Genomic DNA, 24,222 nt, shown 5'->3' on the forward strand with positions numbered 1-24,222 from the left:
CCGATGAGAGATCTCGGCGCACTGCGCCAGGACGTGGCCGAGGCCGAGGAGCACCGCGCCCTGCTCGGCGCCGGGGCCACCGACGCCGAACGCAAGGCCGCTTTCGCCCGCCTCGGCAGGGCCCGGCGCGCGGTCGACGAGGAGCTGCGCGCCCGCACCGGCGACGGTTTCGCCCCGCTGCTGCGCCAGGTGGACCCCGAGGTGCCGCTGATGCTCCTGCCGGTACGGCTCGAGACACGGTTGCGCCTGGACGGTCCGGGACCCGACGAAGTGCTCGTACGCATCTTCCCCGACGACATCCACGTCGAGTCGCACGAGCCGCACCCGACCGACGGCGAGGTCCAGCAGGCCCGGCGGTACTGGCGGACCGTGTGGCGGGCGGGCCGTGCCGACGACGCGGACCAGGACCGCGAACGGCTGCTGCTCGCCGCCTGGGGCCAACTGACGGGGGCGGTCGGCGCACAGCGGGCCCGGTGGCTGGTCCGGCTCATGAAGCCGGTCTCGGACACCCGGCCGCCGACGCCGGTGCCCGACGCCGAGGCGGTGCCGGAACCGCAGTGGCCCGAGGTGCCCGTCCGGGGCCGCGGCTGGAACCGGGCGGCGACCGCATCGACTCTGCCGGACATGTTCGTCGTACGGGCCTACCAGGGCGACCGCCTGGTCGCCGAGCGGTCCGGCAAGGCGGTCCCCGACGTCGTGCACGTCGGCCCCGACCCGGACGCCGAGCCCGCACCGGGCGGACCGCACCTCGATCCGGCGCTGCTCTGGCTGAAGCAGTACGACACGGCCGAGCAGAACGGGCTCGCCGTCACTCTGAGCCTGCTCCCCGAGAACGGGTACGAGCCGGCACGGGAGCCGCTGCTGACCCGCGTGGTCGTGTTCGGCGTGTCGGCCTCGCTCGACCCCGAGGGGGCCGCGACTCGCGTCGCCGGCCTCCTGTCGGGCCGGGACGGGGACGGCGAGGCGGCGTTCGTCCCGCAGGGCATGCCGACCAACAACCTTCCCGACGCCGAGGTCCCGCCGCCCGCGCCACCGGACGTCGACCGGCTGCTCGGCGCCGTCCCGACCGCCCCGGCCGACGCATGGGACAACGGCACCCGTACCGCCGCCGCCCTCGGCCTGCCGCCGGGCGGCCTCGACGCGCTGCCCGGCGCCGACGATCCGGAACAGGCCGACGCGCGCAGCCTGCAACTCGCCCTCTGGAGCGCCACCGGGGACTTCTTCCTCGACGAGCTGATGGATCAGGACAGGGGAGGCGGGCAGCTCGACGTCGACCGGGAGTGGCTGCGCCGCCATCACTACGAGAACGTACGGGCCCGGGGCCCGCTGCCGGTCCTGCGGGTCGGCAGGCAGCCGTACGGGCTGCTGCCCGTCACCGCGACCGCGCGCTGGCGGGCCGACGCCCCGGAGCACGAGCCGTCCGGACTCGCGGGGCTGCACCGCGTCCTGGGCGTCCTGCGCCCGTTCTGGGAGGTGGGTGTCGGCACCCTGCCCCGTGTCGGCGGACCCGACCAACCCGGAGAGACGCTCCCCGTGCCCAAGCCCGAGCGGGACGTGCTGCGGGCCCTCGGCATGGCGCCCGTATCCGCGACGGTGCAGGTGCGGTCCGTCCAGGGCGGCATGCTCGCCTGCTTCCGGGACCTCGGCCTCGGCATCCTCGGCTCCGGCTTCAGCACCGGGGAGCAATGCATGGAGAGCACGCCGGAGGACCGGCAGTCCCGGGCCCTCAACGAGGCCCTTGGCATCCACTACCGGCCGCGCATCACCTACCAGATCAACGGCCGGGCCACCCGGCTCTGGCTGCCGTACGCACGGCCGTACCTGCCTGACGGCACGGATCCGGTGCAAGCACTCTCCGGCTTCCTCGACAGCGTCGTCGAACGCTTCGAACTGCGCAACCTGATCGTCGGCAAGGAGGAGGCGCGCACCCTCCTGGAGGCGCTGCTGCGGCACAGCGCCAACCTGGAGTACGGGCGCGCCGCCGCCGGGGCGAAGGACCCGTCGGCGTTCCGGCCCCGGCTGCGCTTCGCCGAGGTGCTGCTCAACCCCGACATCGCCTCGCAGACGATCGGTTCCGCGGGGCTCAAGGCGAAGCCCTTCACCCTGGGCAAGATCATGCAGTCGCCTGCCGGGGGAATCGGCGGGACGTCCGGGAACGGCACCCCGACCGGCGGCGAGCACGGGACCGACCGGGGTCCGACGGTGCTCCAGGCCATCGTCGACGCCCGCCTGTCCCTCGCCGGGCAGATCTCGGACGCGGCGGTCAACCGCAGGGGCGTCTTCCTGACGCTGGGCACCGAACGCCCGTGGAGCGTGCGGCTCGCGGAGATGGACTCCGCCCTCCAGTACCTCGCCGGGCGGGTGAAGGCGTGGGACAGGCGCGGGGACGCCTTCGGGCCCGTCGAACGGCTCCTCGGCGAGTCCCTCGACCTCGTGTCGCACCGGCTGGACGCGTGGATCACCTCCCTCGCCACCGCCCGGCTCCACGCCCTGCGGAAGCGACGCCCGGCCGGTGTGCAGCTGGGCGCGTACGGGTGGGTGGAGAACCTGTCGCGGCACCCCGGCAGGCGCAGCCGGGGATGGGTGCTCGCGCCCTCGATCCCGCAGGCGGCGACCGCGGCCATCCTGCGCAGCGGGGCCCTCTCCCACCCGACCGACCCCGGGGCCTTCGCCGTCGACCTGTCCTCCCGCCGCATGCGCGTGGCGATGACGGTCGTCGACGGGATGGCCCAGGGCCAGCCGCTGGGCGCGCTGCTCGGCTACCGGCTCGAACGGCGCCTGCACGACGAACGCGAGCGCGCCGACGCGCCGCCCACGGAGCTGGACCGGTTCATCGCGCCGCTGCGTGCCAAGTGGTCGGTGCAGCCCGCGCAGCACCCGGGCGCGGGGGCGCAGGAGTTCATCGGCCCCCACGACGTGACGGACGGCGCGCGGCTCGCCGAGGTGCCGGTCCAGCAGGTCGTCGACCATCTGAAGACGCAGGCGGGCACCACGGCGATGTCCCACGACGAGGAGGTCGTCGTACGGCGGCACCTCGAGGCCCTGCGCGACGATCTCGACGCGGTGGCGGACCTCCTCCTGGCCGAGAGCGTCCATCAGCTGGCCAACGGCAACCCCGACCGGGCGGCCGCCACGATGGAGTCCCTCGCGGCGGGCGGGCAGCCGCCGCCCCGGCCGCAGGTGCTCGACACCCCGCGGCGGGGCGTCCCGGTGGGCCACCGGGTCCTCGTCGTCGTACCGGAGGGGACCGCCCGGGCGGCGGGGTGGGACGGAGCGCAGCAGGTCGCACGGCCCCGCGCGCTGGCCGAACCGCGGCTCGACGCGTGGGCCGGGCACCAGTTGGGGCCGACGGGCCGGATCCGACTGCGGGCCGCCTGGGTACGGCCGGGCCAGGACCCCGGGGCCGGGTCGGCCACGGTCACCGAGCACACCTGGCCGCTCGCGCGGCACTGCGCCCTGGACGTGGTGGCGCTCGCCGCGGCGGGCCGGCTGCGGGCGGTGCTGGAACAGGCGTTGACCGACGAGCGGCCGGCGAACGTGCCCGACGACGCCCTGCCGGTCCTGCGCACCAGCAGGGCCTCGGCCTGGGCCCGTACCACCGTCGGCATCACCCAGGTCGAGGCGCTGGGCGCGGCGGTAGCCTCGGTGCTCGCCTCCGGCAGGGCGGGCACGGCGGCCGATCTGACCGCGGCCCACAACCCCCCGCAACCCGCCGCCGACCAGGAGCTGACGGACCGGGCGGACACCGCGCGCGGCGGCCTCCGGGCGGCGCTCGCGGCCAAGGACCTGGAGGCGCTCGCCGCGTACGGGGTGACCGGCCCGCCGTCGGGCTCCGCCGCGGAGCTCGAGGACCAGCTGGCCGGCGCCCTCCGCAAGGGGCAGGAGCGGCTCGACCGGGCCGACGAGGAGGCGAAGCGGAAGGACCCGGGGGCCGCGGCCGCCGTCCTGGAGTCGGTGTTCGGCGCCGGGTTCCGGGCCGTGGGCCTCGTCCAGGCACCGGAGGCCGACGTGCTGGACGCCTCGTTCGGGTCCGGACTCGACCGGGGCGGCGACGACCGGCTCGTCCCGGGCGACTGGGTGGAGCAGATGGGCACGGTCCGGCCCGGCACCGGCGCCCTGGCGGACCTGCTGCTGCACACCCAGGCCGCCGGGACGGGGGCCGGCCAGGCCCTGCGGATCGGACAGGTCCCGTTCACGAAGGGCGACCGCTGGGTCGGCGCGCGCAGGACGCCCGAGGACGAGAAGAAACCGGCGACGGGCCTGGTGGTGCACGGGTCCGCCCAGCCGTTCGCGACGCACCGGGCGGCCGTCCTCGTGGTCGACGAGTGGTCGGAGCTGATCCCCGCTCAGCGGCACACGGCGGGCGCCACCTTCCACTACGACGCGCCGGGGGCGCGGGCTCCGCAGGCCGTGCTGCTCGCCGTACCACCCGAGGTGGGGGTGGCCTGGACGCCCGACGTCCTGGCCGCCACCGTCGACGAGGCGCTCGACCTGGCCAAGCTGCGGCTCGTCGACCTCGACGCGCTGGGCTGGCTGGGACGCTACCTGCCCGCGGCCTATCTGCCCGACACGGCGCTGCCCTCGGCCCCCTCCGTGAACATGAAGGACCTCATGAAGCGGGCCGAGCTGGAGTCCCTCGTCACCCTGCTGACCGACAAGGAGTCCTGACGGTGTTCGATGTCATGTCCTTCGGCCAGTTCCACCGCGTGGAGCCGGTGGTCAGGCCGAGCGGTACGGGCGGCCGGCTCGACGACGCGCTCGCGGCGCGGGTCGCCGACCCCCTGTTCCTGCTGGCCCGGCAGTGGCAGGTCGCCGAGTTCGCGGGCGAGGACGGCGGCTCGCCCGTCTGGTGCACCCTCAGTACCGAGAGCACCCCGCTCGGTTCCTTCCGTCCGTCCGCCGACGGCACGGCGGTGCCCCTGCCGAAGGGCGTGCCGCTGGAGTTCCTGGCGGAGGCCGGGGCAGCGCCGGGAGAGACCGCACGACAGCTCACGCTGCGCGCCGCCGCCCGGGCCGGCGGGCGGTTCCTCGCCACCCTCCGTACCGTGAACCTGCCCGACGGCGTCCTGGACGACATCGACGAGGCGGTCCTCGCGAAGGCACCGCTGCCCGGACCCGGAAGCGATCCGGAGCAGGACCCGCTGCGCCGCGACCCGGCCGGGCGTGTCCTGCGCGAGGTCCTCGCGGGCCGGGCCCCCGACGGGGCCGCGCTCGCCGGCCATCTCGCCGACGGCTGGCGGCCGCCGGGGCTCACCGGCCCCCAGCGGACCGCCTTCGACAAGGCGGCCGACCTCTGGCTGACCTGGTTCGGCGAGCAGTACCGGCCGCCGGTGACGTCGAGCTGGGCGCGGGAGCGTCTGGAGCACCGCTTCGCGGTCACCGCCGCACCCGGCGGCCGGACGGTGACGCTGACCGCTCCCGAGTACACCGGCGGCGCCGCCGACACGTACCACTTCGACCTCGACACCGGCGGCGGCGCGCTGCCCGCGCCGGCCGGCGGAACACCGGTGGGAGTGCTGCCCACCCGGGTCACGTATCCCGGCATGCCGGCCGAACGCTGGTGGGAGTTCGAGGACGCCACCGTCAATCTGCCCCACATCGACGCGGGCGTCACGGACCTGGCCCGGCTCCTCGTCGTCGAGTTCGCGAACGTCTACGGAAACGACCACTGGATCGTCCCGGTGGAGCTGGCCACGAGCGCGCTGCACCGGATCGCCTCGCTCACGGTCGTCGACACCTTCGAGGAGACGACCGTGATCGAGCCGGCCGACGACGACCGCTGGTCGGTGTTCCGGCTGACGGACGCCGCGACCGGCGCGCCGGCGCCTCCCCTGCTTCCGCTGCTGCCGACGGCCTCGGCCCGCCTCGAAGGCGCCCCCGTCGAGGAGGTCCTGTTCGCCCGCGACGAGATGGCCAACCTGGGCTTCGCGATCGAGCGGATCGTGCAGAGCGCCACCGGCAGACCGCGCGTCCGTGCCGACGAGCCGCCGGACGACGAACCGCAGGTCTCGCCGGCCGATCCCGCGGCGCTCGCCTACCGCCTCCTGACGCCGGTCCCGCCGCACTGGATCCCCCTGGTGCCGGTGCCGCTGGAGCAGGGCGCGGCGGCCATCTGCCTGCGGCGCGGACAGATCCCCCGCTTCAGCGCGGACGGCAACCGGCTCCCGCAGGTGAAGGCGGCCGGCCGAGTCCTGGAACCGGAGGTGAAGCGGGTGTTCTTCCGCGACGAGGAGGTCCCGCGCGCGGGAGTGACCGTCAGCCGCGTGCCGGTCGTGGCGCGCGGCGAGGACGGCCGGATCCACCAGTGGGTGGGCCGCCGTGTCCGGGCCGGCCGGGGCGAGGCGTCCAGTGCCCTCGCGTTCGACGGGGCCGTACCGCCGAAGGGGGCGTGATGGACGCGGAAGCCAGGACGAGCACGTACGCCGGGACGGGCGTGCCGGACGAGGGGGTCGGACTCGGACCGCGCGGCGAACGCCTGCGGCGCGGATCCACCGCCGTGAGGAGCGCCACCCGGGCGGTGGGCGAGATCACCACGCCCAGGGAGTTGATGGTCCTCCACCTGACGTCGGACGATGCCGAGATCGTCGGTGTGGACTACATCGGGTACGTCCACCGCTGGGACAGACTGCTCGGCCGACCGCTGTCCGACCCGGTCCAGGTGCACACACGGACCGTCTTCGCGATGGTGCTCACCCCCGACGACCACGAGATCGTCATCGGCGGCGGCGACGGTGTGGTGCGCCGCTGGGACCGGGTGAACGGCACCCCGCTGGGCGAGCCCCTCATCGGCCATCAGCTCCGTATCCGTGGCCTCGCCGTCACCCGTGACGGGCGGGAGCTCGTCTCCGCCTCGCAGGACGGCACGGTACGCCGCTGGGACCGGGCGGCCGGCTCCCGGCTCGGCGAACCCCTGCGGGGGCACGCGGGAACGGTACGGGCGGTCGCCCTCAGCGCCGACGAGGACGTCGTCGTCACGGCCGGGCAGGACGGCACCGTACGGCGCTGGAACCGGTCGGCCGGCACCCCGATCGGCGAGCCGCTCCTCGGCCACAGCGGTCCGATCCAGGCGCTCGCGGCCGCTCCCGACGGACGGATCATCGCCTCCGGCGGCAGGGACGGCACGGTACGCCGCTGGGACCTCGGCTCGGGCCGGCCGGTGGGACCCCCGCTCGTCCTCGACTCGCCCGTGTGGTCGGTGCTGCTCACGAGCGACGGCGAGATCGCGGCGGGCAGCGCCCACGGCCTCCTGCACCGCTGGGACCGCACGGGACAGCGCATCGGTGCGGCCGTCGCGGCGCACACCTGGGGCGTGCCGTCCCTCTCGGTCACGCGGGACGAGTCCGAACTCGTCACCTGCGGCTGGGACAGCAGGATCCGCCGCTGGACGCGCGTCACGGGGGAGCCCACCCGGCCGGCCCGGAAGGAGACCCGGATCGAGCTCGTACCGCGTCTGGAGATCACCGGCACGACACCGTTCTGACCCCCTCCCCCGCACCGACGACCGATCGGGAGAGCCGATGCCGGCCATCACCATCGACACCTCACAGCTCACGTTTCCCCTTGTCGCCGTCGTCGACGCCGGATACGGGGCCGCGGACGGATCCGCCCCCGGGCAGGCGGACGGGACCGGTCACGTGACGCCTTCCGGGTACGCGGCCCCTTCCGGGCACCCGGCCGCTTCCGCGTACGGCGCCCGGCCCGGGACACGGTTCCTCGACGGGGCGGCCGACCCGCCGCCCGAGGTCTCGCTCCCGCCGCGTACGGGCTACCGCCTGCGGCTCGCCGACGACGCCACGGCCGCCGTCACCTTCGACGTGCGCGAGGACGGCACGCTCGACTTCGACCCGGAGTTCGACGCCTTCCTCGGCGGCCGCGGCGGACGACGGCTGACCGTGCGCGGCGTCCTCGTCGCCGTCGACGCCCGGGCTCTCGACCATCCCCTCGTCCCGGACCTGCCGGACGCGGAACCTCTGGCGCCGGACCAAGTCCACAACCTCAATCTGCTGCCCGCCTCGGGTTACCGGCTGCGGGTCGCGGCCGGCACCGCCGACGGCGGCCTCGGCTTCTCCGTGTCGCCGGACGGCCGGGTCCGGCTCGCCCCGGAGGCGGCGGGCTTCGCCGAAGCCTCCGGGCACACCCTGACGGTCCACGGGCACACGATCACCATCGACGGCCGCGCGCTCTCCCACGGCCTGCTGCCCGTCGGCGCACCTGCCTCCGGCACCGGCTTCCTGCCCCGCGCCTCGGCGCACCGGCTCACGCTGCTGCCGGCCTCCGGGTACCTCCTCCAGGCGGGTCCCGGGGTGACCGCCGATCTCGCGTACACCGTCCGGCCCGACGGCACCGTCGACTACGAGGAGTCCTGCGACACGTTCCTGACCGGGCGCGGCACGGACACGCTGGTCGTGGGTGGGTTTCCGATGGTGCTCTCGACGGTCCGGGCGGACAGCGACCTCGTCGGTCTCACGGCTCTGGACTCCCTGCCCCAGACCCCCCGCGAGCTGACGGCCGTCCTCGCCCCGGCGACGGGCTACCTCGCGCGGACCGCGCACGGCCTGTGCAGCGCGTTCGGGATCGACCGCGAGGGCGCCTTCGCCATCGATCCGTCGGCCGCCCGCTCCTTCACCACCCGGCCGGCCCTGGCCACCGGGTCGCACACGACGTTGACGGTACGGGTCACGCCGACGGTCCCGGGCGGTCGCCCGCCGCGCGGCGCCGTCACCTTCAGCACGGACGGCCGGGTGCTCGGCACGGTCCTCCTGGACGAGGTGGGCATGGCGACGCTGCGGACCGCCGACCTGCCGGCGGACGGGGCCGGGATCGACGTGGCGTACGAGGGCGACGACGACCACGGTCCGTGCGGCGTGACCGTTCCCTTTGGGTCTCAGGGGGACGGCGGCGGCGACGCCGCCCCATGAGCCGGCGGCTCCTCCGGATTCCGGGTGGCCGGAGAGTCGGTGACGACCCGTTTGCCGTCCAGCGTGTAGTCGCGGCGGCGGCGCCGGGGCACGTACCCCTCGGGGCAGAGCCGCACGCCCCGCCCCGGCGGCGGGTGCTGGTCCTGCGGGGGCGGATGGGGCGGCGGCTCCGCCGCGCCGCCCGCCTTCTCGATCCGGACGCACTCGACGTCCGGATCGACCTCGGAGGGGATGACCTCGGGCCGGTCGTCCTCGGGCCGGTCGTCCTCGGCCGGGAGGTCACTCGACTCCACCCGGGCCTCCCCAGTAGAAGTTCGAGCCCCAGGTCGTCGTCCCGGAGAAGTCGGTCGCGATCCTGTAGGCGTTCGGGTTGGTCTCGTGGGTGTAGCCCTGCATGTTGACCATCGTTCCGGAGGGGTCGGACTGATAGGCCAGGTTGCGCATGTAGGCCGCACGGCTCCAGCCCTCGAACGGGAAGTGGCCGCTGCCCATCCAGGTGGCCGTCGGCCCCGGGTGGCTGATCTCGTCGACGACCTCACCGCCCCAGTCGACGGACTGCGCCTGGTTGAGCAGCCCGGCGGCGTTGAACAGGCTTGCGCGGTAGTACCCCATCCACTCATTGCCTATCCGGATCCACCAGTTGCCGTTGAAGAGCGTGACCTTGATGGCGAGTTCGTACTGGTCTCCCCCGTAGACGCTCTCCGCGAGGCGGACGGTCGGGTAGACCGAGGTCGACACCTGCTGCCAGCCGGCCACGTCGGTGTTGTAGCCGCCGATGTTGGCGCCGCTGGCCGTGTAGTTGTTGGTCGTGTAGAAGATGAACAGGTGCGGGTACCAGTCCCCGTAGAGGTCCTTGTAGGTCTGCGCGCCGACTTCGACGGTCTGCCCGTCGGTCGTGCCAGGCGCGAAGCTGCCCCGCACCACCCATTCCTGCCCGAGGGAGAACTCGTCCGACCACTGGACGTAGGGCCGCCAGGTGTTGATGACGCCTTCCGTGCCGTAGTTCGTGACCTGCTGGACGGCGTGCGCGTACTTGTGGGGGGAGACGGCCGGGGGCGCGATGCCGGGATCGTCGGGCGGTGTCACGACCTTCGCCCGTGTCCCCTTGGCGAGGTAGTCCTGGAGCGTGCCGGCGGCGGTGATGCTGTCCAGCTGCTTGCGCACCAGGGGGACAGTGCCGGGAGGGCCCGTCCGGGCGCTGTCGGCTGCCGCCTCGAAGGGTTGGGGGGACGCGGGACGGTCGCTGGTGCCGGGGCGTTCCGGGTACTCGAGATCGGGTGGCTCGGCATCGGCCTCGCTGGGGACCCAGTCGAGGTCCTCTCCGTACGGGGTGGTGGTGCGGGCGACGACGTCGCGTCGCGCGTACAGGTCCTTGAAGTACTGCCGGATCTCGTCGAGCCGTTCTGCGGCCTCGCGTTCGATGTCCCGGCCCGCTCGCGGTGGCGGCGCCGACTGCGGCGCCTCCGGGTTGCGTTCGACCCTGCCCGCTTCCATGGTTGCCTCCTTCAGGTCTTCCGGAACGACGGCCCGTCGGGGGCCGACACCGAACTCGACGTACCGGGGCTCGATGCGGTCGAGGGTCGCGGCGTCGTCGAGCCCCGGGGGAAGGCGGGGCCGGGCTGCGAGTGTTCGGACACAGGTTCGTCACCTGATGGTCCGGAGACAGGGGGTTCGTACGCGTCACCGGTCACGGGAAACCTCTTGGCGTCGGATGTGGGCGACGATGTCGCGGCCACACAGCCCCGCTATCTCCCATCCTGCCCCCACACGGGGGGCGGCGCAGCTCGACGGCAAGGACCCGGTCGTTGGTGTCGGGAATCCGCCAGAGGATGGCGCCCGTTCCTGCTGGACTGGTGGACACCTTCTGCAGGTGACGCCCAACTCAGGACGGGATTCATGTCCACAGCAACCACCACTTCTGTCCCCTCTCCGGCACCGTCGGAGCGCCCGAACTTGATTTCCTGGCTGGCTGTGATCTCGGTGATGCTGGGAATCTTTTCGATCGTCACCACGGAAATCCTGCCGATCGGACTGCTGACCTCGATCGGTTCGAGTTTCACCATCTCGGACGGAATGGCTGGTCTCATGATGACCATGCCGGGATTCCTGGCCGCGATTTCGGCACCCTTGGTCACGGTGGCCACGGGACGTATCGACCGGCGGGTCATGCTGGGTGCGTTCACCCTCTTGCTGGCGCTGGCCGATTTCCTGGCCGCTGCGGCGTCGAACTACTGGCTGGTCCTGGTCTCCCGCGTCATGGTGGGGATCACCATCGGCGGCTTCTGGTCCATCGGTGCCGGGCTCGCCGGCCGGCTGGTGCCTGCGCGATCCGTGGGCCGCGCGACCTCGGTGATCTTCTCCGCGGTACCGCTCGGCTCCGTACTCGGGGTACCACTGGGCACTTTCATCGGTGACACCGCCGGCTGGCGGACCGCGTTCCTCGTCATGGGCGGCTTCACGCTCGCCGTCCTCGCCCTGCTGCTCCTGGTCGTCCCGCCGCTCCCCTCCGACCGGGCGACACGCCTCGACGCCCTCGGCGGCATGCTCCGGAGGGTCGACACCCGCTTCGCCCTGGCGATGACCTTCCTCGTCGTGCTCGCTCACTTCGGCACGTACACCTACGTCACCCCCTTCCTGGAGCAGGTGACCCAGGTGAGTTCGGGTCTCATCACGGTCGGTCTGCTCGCCTACGGAGCAGCCGGAATCGCCGGCAACTTCCTCGGCGGATCGACTGCGGGGCGCCATCCGCGGGCCACTTTCGCCGCGGCCGCCGCGTTGATCGCCGGTGCGACCCTGCTCCTCCCGGTCCTCGGCCGGTCGGCCGTGGGAGCGGTGGCACTGCTGATCGTCTGGGGCGTCGGCTACGGAGCCGTGCCGGTCTGCTCGCAGACCTGGTTCGCCAAGGCTGCACCCGACTCCCCCGAGGCGTCCTCCGTCCTCTTCACCGCCTCCTTCCAGGCCACCATCTCCATCGGAGCCCTGGCCGGAGGGGCCGCCCTCGACCGCTCCTCGCCCTCGACGGTCATGGTGCTGGGCGGTTCGGCAGCCGTCCTGACGGTACTGGCGGCCTGGTCCCACCGGGCAGGGAGGCCCCTTGGGGCGATCGGCCGCCGACCGGGGAGGGACTAGGTCGAGTTTCGAAGTGGGCGCTATCCCGCGCCCTGCGGCGTGATGATCTCGGCGTGGGGCGAGGGAACCTCTCTGACGAGCAGTGGGAAGTGCTGGAGCCGTTGCTGCCGGTGGCAGTGCGAGGCAGACCATCGGTGGGACGACGGCGATTGACCGATGGGATTCGGTGGCGGGTGCGAACCGGTGCTCCGTGGCGAGATCTGCCGCAGGAGTACGGGGCCTGGCAGACCGTCTACGGGCTCTTCCGTCGTCGGCGGCGGGATGGCACCTGGTCAGTGTTGCCGACCGGCCTGCAGGCGCGGGCAGACATGGCCGGGCTCATCACGTGGGAGGTCAACGTCGACTCCACGATCTGCCGGGCCCGCCCACACGCTGCGGGCGCCCGCCGTGACGGCCAGGGTCGGAAGGAGCCGCCGGGCGGCATCCGCACCGAGCCGGACGACCACGGTCTGGGTCGGTCCCGTGGCGGCTTCTCCACCACGGTCCATCTGGCCTGCGAGCAAAGCCAGCGGCCGCTGTCTCTGCTGGTCAGCACGGCGACAGCCCTCGGTTCACATCTGTCCTGGAAGACATCCGGGTCCCTCGCGCCGGGCCCGGCCGTCCCCGTGTCCGCCCGCTGCGAGTGCGGGGCGACAAGGCGTGTTCCTCCCGCGCCAACCGGGCCTGCCTGCGAAAGCACGGAATCCGGTGCACGATTCCGGAGCCTGCCGACCAGGCCCGGCACGCGGTCGAGTGCGGGATCAACCGCCTCAAGCGCAACCGGGCGGTCGCCACCCGGTTCGACGAACTCGCCGTCCGCTTCGAGGCCCCCGTCCTTGTCGCCGCGATCGGCGAATGGCTGTGACGGGCGGAGCTGTCGATGTTGCATGGTCGCGCCGGCCGTACTCCTGCGGCGATCAGAGCCAGCCCGCCCAGCCGAAAGTGAGGAGGTAAGCGCGCGTGACTGCGGCCCGCCCGCGGCGCCCGCCACCGACAACCATGATCAGGGCGACGGCAAACCAGAGCGCAACCGCTCCACCAACGATCAGAGCCCACGCGGCGCCACCGATGACAGCGAACAAGAAGACGACGAAGACCGTTATGGCGAGCCCGGCATGGGCGCCGCCGACACTCACACGGAGCATCTCGCGCACGACCCGACGGTCCTCTGCGAGAACCCGCTCATACGCGTCCAACTCTCGCCCCGGACCGTCCTGTTCCCCCATGCCCTGCTCCACAAGCCCCCCTCGACACAGCTTGGCCAAGCTGTGTCCGACATTCCTGTGGACGCACCAGCCCGCCACGACGTTGCCTCTCAGCGGCTTCGAAACACGACCTAGGACATCCCGCCCGTCCCTCCCGGGACGACATCGCGCGGCGGGGCGGGCAGCGGGGGGAGGGAGGGCTGATGGAGCCAGGACGTGAGCAGGCCGTCCAGCGGCTCCGCCGCGTAGCGGGCCACGTGGGCGGCGAAGCTCGCGGTGGTCACCACGCCGTGGCGGTGCACGCCGGCCCAGTCGCGCAGCATGCGGAAGAACGCCCCGTCACCCAGCGCGCAGCGGATCGCGTGCACCGCGAGGCCCCCGCGTTGGTAGAGGCGGTCGTCGAACATCAGCTTGCGGCCGGGGTCGGCAAGGACCAGGTCCTGCGGCTGCGAGGCCAGCAACCGGTGGGCGGCAAGGGCCAGTTCGTGTGCGGTGCGACCGCCGGACCGCTCGGACCAGAGCCATTCGGCGTACTTCGCGAAGCCTTCGTTCAGCCAGATGTGCCGCCAGTCGGCGATGGTCACGCTGTTGCCGAACCACTGGTGGGCGAGCTCATGGGCGATGAGCCGCTCCGAACCCCGTACGCCGTCCACGTGGTTGGTGCCGAAGAGGGACAGCCCCTGTGCCTCCACCGGCACGTCCAGATCCTCGTCGGCGACGACGACCGCGTACTCGCCGAGGGGGTAGGGGCCGAACAGTTCCTCGAAGAGCCGCATCATCGCGGGCTGCCGGGCGAAGTCCCGGGAGAAGTTCGGCAGCAGGTGCGCCGGTACGTGGGCGCTCTGCGGGACGCCGCCGAGTCCGGGGTCTCCGAGCAGCACGGTCTGGTACATGCCGATGGACAGGCCGACCAGGTAGCTGGAGGTCGGGGCGGTCTGCTCGTACACCCAGGTGGTCGTGGAGGACTTGGTCGTCCGTGTCAGCAGTCGGCCGCCGGCCACCACCGCGTACGCGGAAGGGGTGTTGACCGAGAGCAGGTAGGAGGCCTTGTCGGCGGGACGGTCGTTGCACGGGTACCAGGAAGGCGCGCCGACCGGCTGGCTCGCGACGAGCGCGCCGTCCGTCAGTTCCTCCCAGCCGAGGCCGCCCCAGGGGCTGCGTACCGGCTTGGGGTTGCCCGACCAGTGCACCTCCACGGTGAAGGCGGCGCCGGCGGGGAGGGGCTTGGCCGGGCGGATGCGCAGTTTGCCGCCCCGGTGGCTGTAGTGGGGCGCCCGGCCGTTCACCTGGACCCGGCCGACCTTGAAATCGGCCAGGTCGAGGGCGAAGTCGGTGAGCTGCGCCCGGCCGGCGATCGCGCTGAGCCGCGCCGTCCCGGCCAGCCGGTTGGGGCCGGGACGGTAGTCCAGGGCGATCTCGTACCGGTGCACGCGGTATCGGGGATCGCCGCTGGCCGGAAAGTACGGGTCCGACGCCGTTGTCCTCTGGCCGCTCACTGCCGCTTCCGCTCCCTGCGCTGTGCTCGTACGCCGTAGCCCCTTCAGGACCGCCACGCCTCGATCGGATTGCCCAGCCAGCGGGTGTCGGCGGGGACGGATTCCCCGGCCATCACGAGCGAGGCCGGTCCCAGTGTGCTGCGGGCCCCGACCGTGCTTCCGGGCAGGACGATTCCGTTCGGGCCCAGGGTGGCGCCCTCGCGAAGGATCACAGTATCCGTCCTCAAGATCCGGTCGTGGAAGAGGTGCGTCTGCAACACACAGCCGCGGTTCACGGTGGCGGCTTCGGCAAGGGTCACCAGGTCCGTCTCGGGAAGCCAGTAGCTCTCGCACCACACGCCCCTGCCGATCCGGGCCCCCAGACCACGCATCCACAGTGTGAGGAGCGCGGTCCCCGGCACCGATCCGGCGAGCCAGGGCACGGCCAGGACCTCGACGAACGTGTCGGACAGTTCGTTGCGCCACACGAAGCCGCTCCACAGCGGGTGCTCCCCCGTCCGGTGCCGGCCCACCAGCAGCCATTTCGCGGCCACGGAGACCACCGCGGCGGTCGCCCCGGCGGCGAGCAGGACCGCTCCGGACAGCAGCGCGGCCCCCATCACCCCCACTCCGCCGGTCGCGGTCAGGGCGCACAGCGCGGCCACGGTCAGGACGGCGAGCGCGGCCGAGCAGAACACCGGGACGAGCCGGCACAGCTCCACCAGGCCACGGGCCCACAGCAGGTGCGCGGGCGGGTCGTAGGTACGGCTCCGGTCCGCGTCGGCCGCGGACCGCGGCAGCTTGACCGGCGGCAGGCCTAGGTAGGAGCTGCCCTTCTTGGCCTTCTTCGGGGTGGCCGACAGGACACCGACCAGCCCGTCGTCGGGCACGCTGCGGCCCGGCGCGGTCATTCCGGAGTTGCCGAGGAACGCCCGGCGGCCGATCTCGGAATGTCCGATGCGGACCCACCCTCCGCCCAGTTCGTACGGAGCGGTCAGGGTGTCGTCGGCGAGGAACGCGCCGTCGCCCACGGTCGTCAGGCTCGGGAGTGCGAGCACCGTGGACACCTCGGCGCCCCGGCCGATCCGCATGCCGAGCAGCCGGAGCCACACGGGGGTGATCAGCCCGGCGTACAGCGGGAACAGGGTCTCCCGGGAGAGGTCCATCAGCTGTGTGACGGTCCAGGCCTGCCAGCCGACGCGGCTGTGCGTCGGGTGGGTCCCGGTCCGCAGCCCGAGGCTGAGCAGACGCACCGAGACGAGCAGCAGCAGCGCGTACGCGAACCCGAAGGCGAGCGCTCCGGGCACCACGGCCGTCAGCGCGCCGCGCAGTGCCTCGGCGAGCCCGGCGTCGGCGGGTACGAACAGACTGACGACGAGCAGCGCCGGCAGGGCGGCGAGCACCGGCAGGGCCGTGAGCCAGAGGCCGCTCGCTCCGTACAGGGCGCGCCAGCGGACGGCACGCGGCGGGCGCTCCTTGGGCCAGTTCCGCTTGGCCTTGCCGAGCTTGACGGCGGGCACTCCGGCCCAGCGCTGGCCGGTCGGGATCTGCCCGGTCACGGCGGAGCCGGGGGCCACCTCGGCCCGCTTGCCGACCCTCGCGCCCGGGAAGAGCACGCTGCGGGTGCCGACGACGGCGCCCGCGCCGACCTTGACCGGGCCGATCTCCAGCCGGTCCCCGTCCAGCCAGTGTCCGGAGAGATCCACCTCGGACTCCACGGCGCAGCCGCGTCCGAGCTTGAGCATGCCGGTCACGGGAGGCAGGGAGTGCAGGTCGACCTCCGGGCCGATCTTGGCGCCGAGGGCCCGCGCGTAGCGCTCCAGCCACGTCCCGGTGAGGGAGGTCGCGCCGACGAGGTCGGCCAGTCGTTCGGCCGTCCACAGGCGCAGGTGCACGCTTCCGCCGCGCGGGTAGTGGCCGGACTCGACCCCGCGCAGCAGGAGGCGGGCGCCACCGGCCGCGAGGGCCAGCCGGCCCGGTGGGCTGTAGAGCAGGGCGGCGCCGGCGGCGACGAGCCACCAGGAGGCGGTGGGCGCCCAGGGGTAGGGCCCGAACCGGTGGAGGACGTTGCCCAGGGCGAGGAGTGCCACCGTCCAGCGCAGCCCGACCAGGGTGAACAGCGGGAGCAGGAGCAGCGCCTGAACCACCTGGGACCGGAGCGGGACGGGGGCGACGGTCCGGGCCTCGCCGCCGTCCTGGACGGACCGCTCCAGGTGGCGGGCGAGCTTGCGCAGGGTGGGCTGCTGGTAGATGTCGACGACGGCCGCGCTCGGGTAGCGGGTGCGGAGCCGGGTGGTGAGCTGGGCGGCGGCGAGGCTGCCGCCGCCGATCGCGAAGAAGTCGTCGCCGGCGCCGGTGACGGGCACGCCCAGGGTCTCGCTCCACTGCTCGGCGAGCCAGGCCTCGGTGCCGTAGAGCTGCTCGGCGGGGCCGGTGGTCTCGAGTTCGGGCAGTGGCCAGGGCAGCGCGTTCCGGTCGACCTTCCCGGAGGTACGGGTCGGCAGCTCGGCGACCGGCGCGAGGAGCGGCACGAGGGCCGCGGGCAGCTCGGCGCGGAGCCGCTCGACGGCCGCGGCGTGGTCCCATCCCTCCTGGGTGACGACGTAGCCGACGAGGAGCTCGTTGCCGCCGCGCGCGGTGCGGACCGCGGCGGCCGCTCCGGCGACGCCGGGCAGGGCCTGGAGTGCGGCGTCCACCTCGCCCAGTTCGATGCGGCGGCCGCCGAGCTTGATCTGCTCGTCGCCGCGGCCGAGGAAGACGAGGCCCTCCGGCTCCGCGCGGACGAGGTCGCCGCTGCGGTAGGCGCGCTGCCAGCCGAGGGAGGCGAGCGGGGCGTACTTCTCGGCGTCCTTCGCGGGGTCGAGGTAGCGGGCCAGGCCCACGCCGCCGATCACGAGCTCGCCGCTGCCGCCCACGGGCACCGGCTCGCCGGACTCGTCGGCCACGACCAGTTCCCATCCGTTCAGCGGGAGACCGATGCGGATCGGTTCCTCACCGGTCAGGAGCGAGGCGCAGGCGACGACGGTGGCCTCGGTGGGACCGTACGTGTTCCAGACCTCGCGGCCCTCGGTCACCAGACGCTGGGTCAGTTCGGGCGGGCAGGCCTCCCCGCCGAAGATCAGCAGCCGGACCTCGCCCAGGTCCGCGGGGTCCCAGAGCGCGGCCAGGGTCGGCACGGTGGAGACCACGGTGATCTCCTGTTCCACCAGCCAGGGACCGAGGTCGGCGCCGCTGCGCACCTGGGAGCGCGGGACGGGCACGAGGCAGGCGCCGTGGCGCCAGGCCAGCCACATCTCCTCGCAGGAGGCGTCGAACGCGACCGACAGTCCGGCCATGATCCGGTCGCCGGGTCCGATCGGTTCCTCGGCGAGGAAGAGCGCGGCCTCGGCGTCCACGAAGGCGGCGGCGCTGCGGTGGCCGACGGCGACGCCCTTGGGCACTCCGGTGGAGCCGGAGGTGAAGATGATCCAGGCGTCGTGCTCGGGCCCGGGGCGGGCGGCGGGGGCGTGGCCGGGCTCGGGATCCGCGGTGACCTCGACGGACCGTCCGGCGCCGAGAACGGCGCGTACCCCGGCTTCGCCGAAGACCAGTTCGGCCCGCTCGTCCGGGTCCTCGGCGTCGACCGGCACGTAGGCGGCGCCTGCGGCGAGCACGGCGAGGATGGCCACGTACAGGTCGTTGGTCCCGGAGGGCACGCGTACGCCGACGCGGTCGCCGAGTCCGACGCCGGTCGCGGCGAGGGTGCGCCGCAGCCGCTCGACCTCGGCAGCCAGCTCACGGTACGTCAGCTGGGCGGAGCCGTCGTCGAGCGCGGGTTCGTCGGGGTGGGCCAGGACGGTCGCGTCGAGGATGTCGACGAGCGTACGGGGCGGGGCGGCGGGCCCGGCGGAGAACCGGGCCGCTTTCCCGGAGTCCTCGTACGTCTCCCCGTCGTCGAGCAGAGTGAGTTCACCGCGCTCAGGTGTGGCTGACATCGGCCCTCGTGTCTCGCGCCCGGAAGCGTCCGGGTCGCCGGTGGAGCCCGGGTCTGCCCAGGTTGTTCCGATCCGGCGCCAAACAGCCCGTCAGTCTAGTGCGCCCGACCGGGATTTCCTTGTCGAATGCCTTGCGCGTTGCCGATCAAATCCGATAAAGGGGCAGCTGAGGGTGAGACCGGCACCCGCGACGGGCGCCGGTCCGCTGCCGCCGTGCAGGACCAGTCCGCCGCCGTCGGCGTACGCGTCGCCGTCCCTCACGGCGAAGCCGCCGAAGAGCACACACTTCTGTCCGGCGGCGTCGTGGTCAGGGTGAGGTGCGAGCTCGGTTCGTCCGCTGAAGCATGGCGAGGCGGCTGGCTGTGCGGTCCAGGTCTCGGGTGAGGACCTGGTCGGCGGGGAGGGCGGTCAGGGGGTCGGCGCCGATGAGGACGAGCCGTATGTCGCGGTCGCAGGCGACGTCGACGAGGTTCGCGAACCGCTGCCGTCCGTCCGCGGAGGCCTCGGCCAGCGGAGGCACTCCGTCCAGCACCAGGGTGGGGAACCGTTCGGCGAGCGCCAGGTAGTCGGGCACCCCCGTAGCGGCCTCGCACAGGGCGTCGAAGGCGAACCAGACCACGTCACCGCGTACCGCGCGGGCCGGCAGCTCCCGCAGGTGGGCCTGGACGGGGGTGGCCTCCGCGGGCTCCGGGGCGGTGAGGCCGAGCGCCTCCAGGCCGCTGCCGCCCGCGGGCAGGCACAGGCCCGTGGCGAACCTGCGCCCGCCGTCCGCCGTCGCGGGCGCCTCGACGCGGCGGAAGTCCACCGGGCCCGTGACGTCGAGGACGTCCATCCGCTCCTCGATGAGCTGGATGGTCGGCTCGAAAAGGTGGTGGTAGAGCGGGTCCGGCATCAGTCCGGCAGGCGGGTAGTTCGAGGTGGTGACCAGGGTGATGCGGCGGTCGAGCAGCGTACGGAAGAGGCGTGCGATCAGCATCGCGTCGCCCGCGTCGTGAGCGTGGAACTCGTCGAAGACCAGGACCCGGCTGTCGCCGATCAGCTCGTCGAGGGCGCTGTCGACGGCGCTCTGCCCGTCGTGGCGGGCGCCCGGCCTGGTCACCCCGTCGTGCAGCCGGCGGAAGAAGTCGTGGAAGTGCAGGCGGCGTTTGCGTTCCGTGGGCAGCCCTTCGTAGAAGGTGTCCACGAGCCAGGACTTCCCCCGGCCCACCGGGCCCCAGACGTACAGGTCACGCGGCGGCCGGGGGAAGGTCCAGGCCGGACGGGCGAGTTCGGCCGCCATGCGTGCCAGCCTCTCGACGGCGGCCTCCTGCGCGGGGGCGACCGAGAAGCCGCGTCGCGCGGCGGCCTCGTGGAAATGGCGGCGCATGGCCTGGGCGTGCTGGGGCACCGGTCGGTTCATCCGTTCGTACGTCGGGGTTCGGTCATGCTGTCGGACCAGGGATCAGGCGTCGGGTCCGGGGGCCGTCCCGCCCGCCGTCCGATCCGCGGTGCGGCGCCCTCCAGGGACTCCAGGGTGCCCGCACACCTTGACGGGTGGCGGTCTCGAGCATGTGGCGGCGTCGACGGAAGCAGGGGCCGCCTCCGACTCCCCCAGTGCCGCCAGGTCCCCTCCGCATCCGCGGCAGGACCGTCCGACGGCAGCACGAACTCCATGCCCTGATCCCCCTACTCGGCCTCCGAGAACAATCATGATCACATCAGAGACGGCCATACGGACAGCCCTGTCCCCTGACGGCGTGATGCCGGTGATGCCGACATCCGAGCAGTGGGAGGCAGGTCGGATGCCTCTCCCGACCCTGACCGCGACTGCGGGGGTACCGGGGGTGCCTCAGGGCTGTCCCCGATGTGTCCGGTGTGGCCCACGAGCATGATCGTTCCATGACGAACACGACGCGCCAGTGGGCCTGTTTCACCATCGCTCCGCTGTGCATGACGGCCTACGGAGTCATCCGCCTCACCGATTCCGCCCACGGCCCCGGCGTCTCCTGGAGCCTCGGCCATCTCGCGCTGCTGGCATCCGTGTCGGCCTTCGCGCCGGTGATGTGGCGCCTGAGACGGTGGGCGACGGCGGGGCGTGGGCTGGCTGCAGGCCTGTTCGCCGGTTTCGCGGCCGCCGCGGGGCTGCTCGGAGCGGTCGCGGCGACCGCGCAGACGGTGATCGACCTGGCGGTGGGGTTCCTGTGCGCGGACCGGGAGGCCATGGACATCATGTTCGACGAGGTCCGGAGTCACCCGGGCGTCACGCCTGCCGTCTACACGATCGGTCCGCTGCTCTTCCACGTGGGCCTGATCCTGCCCACGGTTCAGCTGGCGGCCATCCGGCGCATAGCGGTCTGGCGGCCGCTCCTGGTGGTCGCGGGCATCGCCGTCACGGCGATGAGCCTGGACTTCCTGCCCCTGGGCGGCCTGTTGCTGCTGCTCGCCCTTGCCCCCCTTGAGCGACAGCGGCGGCTTGCCATACCCGACGCGGCCCAGGGCTGACGTGCCAGCGCCCGCGGCACCGCGGCTGCGGGGCGTGGACGGGGCCGCCTGCGAGCGGCGGCGGCTACCTGTCCGTCCCGTATCGCAGTCCGTCGAGGATCAGGTCGAGCAGGCGACCGGAGCGTTCGCGCTGGGCGGGAGAGCTGGTGATCAGCGCGACACCGGCGAGGCTCAGACCGACGTCGAAGGCGTCGGCGTCCGAGCGCAGGAGTCCGGCCTCGGCTCCGGCGCGCAGGAGGGAGTCGATCGCCGCGCTGAGCTTGTCGAGGGTCTCGGCGAACGGGTCCGCGCCGGACGCGACCGCGGCACGCAGCGCGTCCGCCATGCCCTCCTTGGCGGCCAGGTAGTCGATGAACCTGTCCATCCACCGGCGTAGCGCCCGGTCCGGCGGGAGGTCGGCCAGCAACTCGGCGGCGCTGTCGCAGACGCGGGCCAGCTCGTTGCGATAGGCCGCCTCGACCAGCGCCTCGCGCGTGGGGAAGTGACGGTAGAGCGTGGCCGAGCCGACCCCGGCGGCCTTGGCGATCGCGTCGATCGGAACGTCCGCACCCTTCTCGGCGAACGCACGCACGGCCGCTTCGAGGATGCGCTCCCGGTTGCGGCGGGCATCCGCGCGCAACACGCTCGGTTGCGTGGTCAAGGCTGCTCCCTTCGTCAGGATCCAGTCTATCTGGACAACCGGGGAACCCCCCGGTTAGCCTCTCGATTAAATGGGGAGTTCCCCGGTTACCGGCCGGCGCTCCGTTCAGACAGGCAAGGAGACCCTTGATGGCCAGCGAAAAGACCGTTCTGATCACAGGCACCTCGTCCGGCATCGGCCTTGCTACCGCCGTGGCCGCCGCCCGGGCCGGCTGGACCACCATCGCCACCATGCGCGACACCGGAAAGGCCGAGGCCCTGCTCAAGGCCGCAGCCGAGCACGCGGTCGCCGACCGCATCCGGGTCAAGCGCCTGGACGTCGCCGACGCCGACAGCATCGCCGCGTGCCTCGACGAGGTGATCGCCGAGCACGGCCGCCTCGACGCACTGGTCAACAACGCCGGGGCCGCCCAGGTCGGCACCATCGAGCAGATGAGCCTCGACGACGTCCGCGCCACCATGGAGGTCAACTTCTTCGGCGTCGTCGCCACCACCCGCGCCGCCCTGCCCCACCTGCGCGCCTCCCGGGGCCGGGTGATCACCGTCACCAGTGTGGGCGGGGCCGTCGGGCAGCCCTTCAACGAGGCGTACTGCGCGGCCAAGTTCGCCGTCGAGGGCTTCATGCAGTCACTCGCCCCCGTGGCCGACACCGTCGGCGTCGACGTCACCGTGGTCGAACCGGGCGCGGTCGCCAGCGAGTTCGTCTCCAACCTCGGCCTGGACGTCCCCGCCCTGCTGGCCGCTGCCGGACCCTACGCCCCTGCCCTCAATGCCTACATCGCCCGCACTCAGAAGTCCTTCGGGAACGCCCAGACGCCGTTCGAGGCCGCGGCCCCGATCATCGAGGCCCTGACCGCGGAACACCCCCCGTTCCGCGTCCAGACCTCCGACTGGGCCCGCGAGTTCGTCGGCACCACGCTCACCGACCTCGACGGCTCCGCCGTCCAGACCCTCACCCGCGCCTGGCTCGGCTGAAGCACTCCACGTCGACCGGCTGGGACATCGGCGCGCACGACGCACGCGGCGGGCCTGGCCGCCCGCCGGGGAGCCCGGCCCGCGGGCTCTCACTGTGAGATCACGTTCCCACTGATGACGGCCGGCGGCTGAACGCACCCGCGCACGAACCGGCCGCATCGTGGGTGGCCGGTGGTCCACGTGGTGGACGCCGATGTGGCGGATCTTGCCGTATCGGCGACGAAATCGCAGGTCAGGGCGGTTCGTACGAGACGTCAGGTGGCGCAATACTGCGGCAACACCATCGGCGGCACTCCACGGGTACGTTCCCTGCCATGCCAGCCGAACCCACCCCCGCAGCCCGCCCGGTCGCCGCCGCGCGCCGTCGTCGACTGCGTGCGGACCGGGCGCGACAGCTCGCCGATCTGCTGCGCCACCAGATCCTCTCGGGCGGCTTCCCCCAGCGGGTCCTCCCCCTCGAGGACGTCATCGCCGCGGACTACCGGGCCAGCCGCAACACCGTCCGACAGGCCCTGGACCTGCTGCGCGGTGAGCAGCTCGTCGAGCGGCAGCCCGGTGTCGGCACCGTGGTGGTGTGCGAGAAGTACCCGCACGGCCTCGACCGTCTCCAGGGCCTGGCCGAGACCCTGCACGAGCACGGCCGGGTCACCAACGAGGTCCGTACCGTCGGCCCGGTCTCCGCCCCGGGTCCGGTGGCGCACCGACTGGGACTGCCCGACCACAGCGATGTGCTCTGTATCGAGCGGCTGCGCCGCCTGAACGGACTTCCGCTGTCCTTGGACCTGTCCTACCTGCCCATGGACGTGGGCGGTGAACTCCTCGGCTGCGACCTGGAGAACACGGATGTGTTCCGGCTCCTGGAATCGCTCACCGGCGGTCCGCTCGGGCATGCCGAGATCACCCTGGAGGCGGTCACCGCCGACGCGCACTCCGCCGCGGTGCTCCAGGCCCCGCGAGGCGCGGCCGTACTGATGCTGGAGCGGCTCACCTGCCTGCCCGACGGGCGCCCGGTGGATCTGGAGTTCATCCGGTTCCGCGGCGACCGCATCACCATGAGCGGCGTGCTGCGCCGGTCACTGTGACGCGGGAAACCGCCACCGGCTCCTGGCTCCTGGCTCCTGGCTCACAACCCCCGGTTCCTCGCTGGTTTTTCGCCTTCCTGCCTTCCTCATTCCCCGTTCTTGCCCCTTCGGGTCTTGGAGACCGCCATGCCTCTTGTTCCACAGCGCGCGGACGTGCCCGTGACCATCGACGAGTCCAAGTGCATCGACGGCTGCACGCTCTGCGTCGACATGTGTCCGCTCGACTCGCTCGCCATCCGCGAGGACGACGGCAAGGCGTACATGCACGTGGACGAGTGCTGGTACTGCGGCCCGTGCTCGGCGCGCTGCCCCACGGGTGCGGTCACCGTCAACATGCCCTATCTGCTCCGCTGAAAGGCCGGCCT

Annotated in this window: 17 protein-coding genes and 1 pseudogene; 10 read left to right on the forward strand and 8 right to left on the reverse strand. The window is 73.0% G+C overall.

The annotated features are described in order from the left end of the window. Nucleotides 1-3 precede the first annotated feature (3 nt). The 4 genes from ACFYX3_RS08500 to ACFYX3_RS08515 are packed head-to-tail and all read left to right on the forward strand — an operon-like array spanning nt 4 to nt 8,918. Nucleotides 4-4,668, forward strand: a complete 4,665-nt coding sequence (locus ACFYX3_RS08500; protein ID WP_389009734.1) for a hypothetical protein — start codon at nt 4-6, stop codon at nt 4,666-4,668. Nucleotides 4,669-4,670: 2 nt separating this feature from the next. After that, a complete protein-coding gene (locus ACFYX3_RS08505) occupies nt 4,671-6,392 on the forward strand; it encodes a hypothetical protein (RefSeq protein ID WP_389009737.1) in 1,722 nt (573 codons plus the stop codon). Next, nucleotides 6,392-7,480, forward strand: a complete 1,089-nt coding sequence (locus ACFYX3_RS08510; protein ID WP_389009740.1) for a WD40 repeat domain-containing protein — start codon at nt 6,392-6,394, stop codon at nt 7,478-7,480. The genes ACFYX3_RS08505 and ACFYX3_RS08510 overlap by 1 nt, the downstream gene beginning before the upstream one ends. Before the next feature lie 37 nt (nt 7,481-7,517). Beyond that, on the forward strand, nt 7,518-8,918 hold the full coding sequence (locus tag ACFYX3_RS08515; protein WP_389009744.1) for an Ig-like domain-containing protein: 1,401 nt from the start codon (nt 7,518-7,520) through the stop codon (nt 8,916-8,918). Here ACFYX3_RS08515 and ACFYX3_RS08520 read toward each other — a convergent pair. The 3 genes from ACFYX3_RS08520 to ACFYX3_RS08530 all read right to left on the reverse strand — a co-directional run bounded on the left by ACFYX3_RS08520 (nt 8,885) and on the right by ACFYX3_RS08530 (nt 11,062). Then, nucleotides 8,885-9,211, reverse strand: a complete 327-nt coding sequence (locus ACFYX3_RS08520) for a hypothetical protein (RefSeq protein WP_389009746.1) — start codon at nt 9,209-9,211, stop codon at nt 8,885-8,887. The genes ACFYX3_RS08515 and ACFYX3_RS08520 overlap by 34 nt on opposite strands. Further along, a complete protein-coding gene (locus tag ACFYX3_RS08525) occupies nt 9,198-10,412 on the reverse strand; it encodes a neprosin family prolyl endopeptidase (RefSeq protein ID WP_376586671.1) in 1,215 nt (404 codons plus the stop codon). Before ACFYX3_RS08525 ends, ACFYX3_RS08520 begins: the two co-directional genes overlap by 14 nt. 251 nt (nt 10,413-10,663) lie before the next feature. Continuing rightward, entirely contained in the window at nt 10,664-11,062 is a 399-nt protein-coding gene (locus ACFYX3_RS08530; protein WP_389010558.1) for a hypothetical protein, read from the reverse strand. Here ACFYX3_RS08530 and ACFYX3_RS08535 point away from each other — a divergent pair. Both ACFYX3_RS08535 and ACFYX3_RS08540 read left to right on the forward strand, forming a co-directional pair. Continuing rightward, on the forward strand, nt 10,950-12,047 hold the full coding sequence (locus tag ACFYX3_RS08535) for an MFS transporter (protein WP_389010536.1): 1,098 nt from the start codon (nt 10,950-10,952) through the stop codon (nt 12,045-12,047). The genes ACFYX3_RS08530 and ACFYX3_RS08535 overlap by 113 nt on opposite strands. 53 nt (nt 12,048-12,100) lie before the next feature. Further along, nucleotides 12,101-12,891: pseudogene (locus ACFYX3_RS08540) on the forward strand (IS5 family transposase). A gap of 52 nt (nt 12,892-12,943) precedes the next feature. Here ACFYX3_RS08540 and ACFYX3_RS08545 read toward each other — a convergent pair. From ACFYX3_RS08545 to zapE, 4 genes are all read right to left on the reverse strand, one after another. Further along, nucleotides 12,944-13,180 (reverse strand): hypothetical protein, encoded by a 237-nt coding sequence (locus tag ACFYX3_RS08545; protein ID WP_389009750.1) that lies wholly within the window; start codon nt 13,178-13,180, stop codon nt 12,944-12,946. 182 nt (nt 13,181-13,362) lie between these two features. Then, the gene (locus tag ACFYX3_RS08550; protein ID WP_389009753.1) at nt 13,363-14,727 is read right to left on the reverse strand and encodes a M1 family metallopeptidase; all 1,365 of its coding nucleotides are present in this window, start codon (nt 14,725-14,727) and stop codon (nt 13,363-13,365) included. Nucleotides 14,728-14,771: 44 nt separating this feature from the next. Continuing rightward, nucleotides 14,772-18,680, reverse strand: coding sequence for a Pls/PosA family non-ribosomal peptide synthetase (locus ACFYX3_RS08555; RefSeq protein WP_389009756.1), 3,909 nt, complete (start codon nt 18,678-18,680; stop codon nt 14,772-14,774). A gap of 307 nt (nt 18,681-18,987) precedes the next feature. Beyond that, entirely contained in the window at nt 18,988-20,079 is a 1,092-nt protein-coding gene (gene zapE, locus ACFYX3_RS08560; protein ID WP_389009760.1) for a cell division protein ZapE, read from the reverse strand. 479 nt (nt 20,080-20,558) lie between these two features. Here zapE and ACFYX3_RS08565 point away from each other — a divergent pair, with 479 nt between their 5' ends. Next, the gene (locus ACFYX3_RS08565; protein ID WP_389009763.1) at nt 20,559-21,161 is read left to right on the forward strand and encodes a hypothetical protein; all 603 of its coding nucleotides are present in this window, start codon (nt 20,559-20,561) and stop codon (nt 21,159-21,161) included. Between the two features lie 64 nt (nt 21,162-21,225). Here ACFYX3_RS08565 and ACFYX3_RS08570 read toward each other — a convergent pair whose 3' ends face one another. Then, nucleotides 21,226-21,801, reverse strand: coding sequence for a TetR/AcrR family transcriptional regulator (locus ACFYX3_RS08570; protein WP_389009766.1), 576 nt, complete (start codon nt 21,799-21,801; stop codon nt 21,226-21,228). Between the two features lie 128 nt (nt 21,802-21,929). Here ACFYX3_RS08570 and ACFYX3_RS08575 point away from each other — a divergent pair, with 128 nt between their 5' ends. The 3 genes from ACFYX3_RS08575 (at nt 21,930) to ACFYX3_RS08585 (ending at nt 24,211) form a co-directional block, all read left to right on the forward strand. Next, nucleotides 21,930-22,775, forward strand: coding sequence for an SDR family NAD(P)-dependent oxidoreductase (locus ACFYX3_RS08575; protein WP_389009769.1), 846 nt, complete (start codon nt 21,930-21,932; stop codon nt 22,773-22,775). A 314-nt stretch (nt 22,776-23,089) separates the two neighbouring features. Next, nucleotides 23,090-23,857 (forward strand): GntR family transcriptional regulator, encoded by a 768-nt coding sequence (locus ACFYX3_RS08580; protein ID WP_352026420.1) that lies wholly within the window; start codon nt 23,090-23,092, stop codon nt 23,855-23,857. A 126-nt stretch (nt 23,858-23,983) separates the two neighbouring features. After that, nucleotides 23,984-24,211, forward strand: coding sequence for a ferredoxin family protein (locus ACFYX3_RS08585; RefSeq protein ID WP_389009773.1), 228 nt, complete (start codon nt 23,984-23,986; stop codon nt 24,209-24,211). Nucleotides 24,212-24,222 lie beyond the last annotated feature (11 nt).

Origin of the sequence: Streptomyces sp. NPDC002463 (assembly GCF_042889835.1) — a bacterium.
GTDB lineage: Bacteria > Actinomycetota > Actinomycetes > Streptomycetales > Streptomycetaceae > Streptomyces > Streptomyces nymphaeiformis.

What these genes read in the sequence shown, in the direction of transcription:
- ACFYX3_RS08500 (WP_389009734.1), top strand. Translation starts at nt 4, where the DNA reads ATGAGAGATCTCGGCGCACTGCGCCAGGACGTGGCCGAGGCCGAGGAG.
- ACFYX3_RS08510 (WP_389009740.1), top strand. Translation starts at nt 6,392, where the DNA reads ATGGACGCGGAAGCCAGGACGAGCACGTACGCCGGGACGGGCGTGCCG.
- ACFYX3_RS08515 (WP_389009744.1), top strand. Translation starts at nt 7,518, where the DNA reads ATGCCGGCCATCACCATCGACACCTCACAGCTCACGTTTCCCCTTGTC.
- ACFYX3_RS08525 (WP_376586671.1), bottom strand. Translation starts at nt 10,412, where the DNA reads ATGGAAGCGGGCAGGGTCGAACGCAACCCGGAGGCGCCGCAGTCGGCG.
- ACFYX3_RS08555 (WP_389009756.1), bottom strand. Translation starts at nt 18,680, where the DNA reads ATGTCAGCCACACCTGAGCGCGGTGAACTCACTCTGCTCGACGACGGG.
- zapE (WP_389009760.1), bottom strand. Translation starts at nt 20,079, where the DNA reads ATGAACCGACCGGTGCCCCAGCACGCCCAGGCCATGCGCCGCCATTTC.
- ACFYX3_RS08565 (WP_389009763.1), top strand. Translation starts at nt 20,559, where the DNA reads ATGACGAACACGACGCGCCAGTGGGCCTGTTTCACCATCGCTCCGCTG.
- ACFYX3_RS08575 (WP_389009769.1), top strand. Translation starts at nt 21,930, where the DNA reads ATGGCCAGCGAAAAGACCGTTCTGATCACAGGCACCTCGTCCGGCATC.
- ACFYX3_RS08580 (WP_352026420.1), top strand. Translation starts at nt 23,090, where the DNA reads ATGCCAGCCGAACCCACCCCCGCAGCCCGCCCGGTCGCCGCCGCGCGC.
- ACFYX3_RS08585 (WP_389009773.1), top strand. Translation starts at nt 23,984, where the DNA reads ATGCCTCTTGTTCCACAGCGCGCGGACGTGCCCGTGACCATCGACGAG.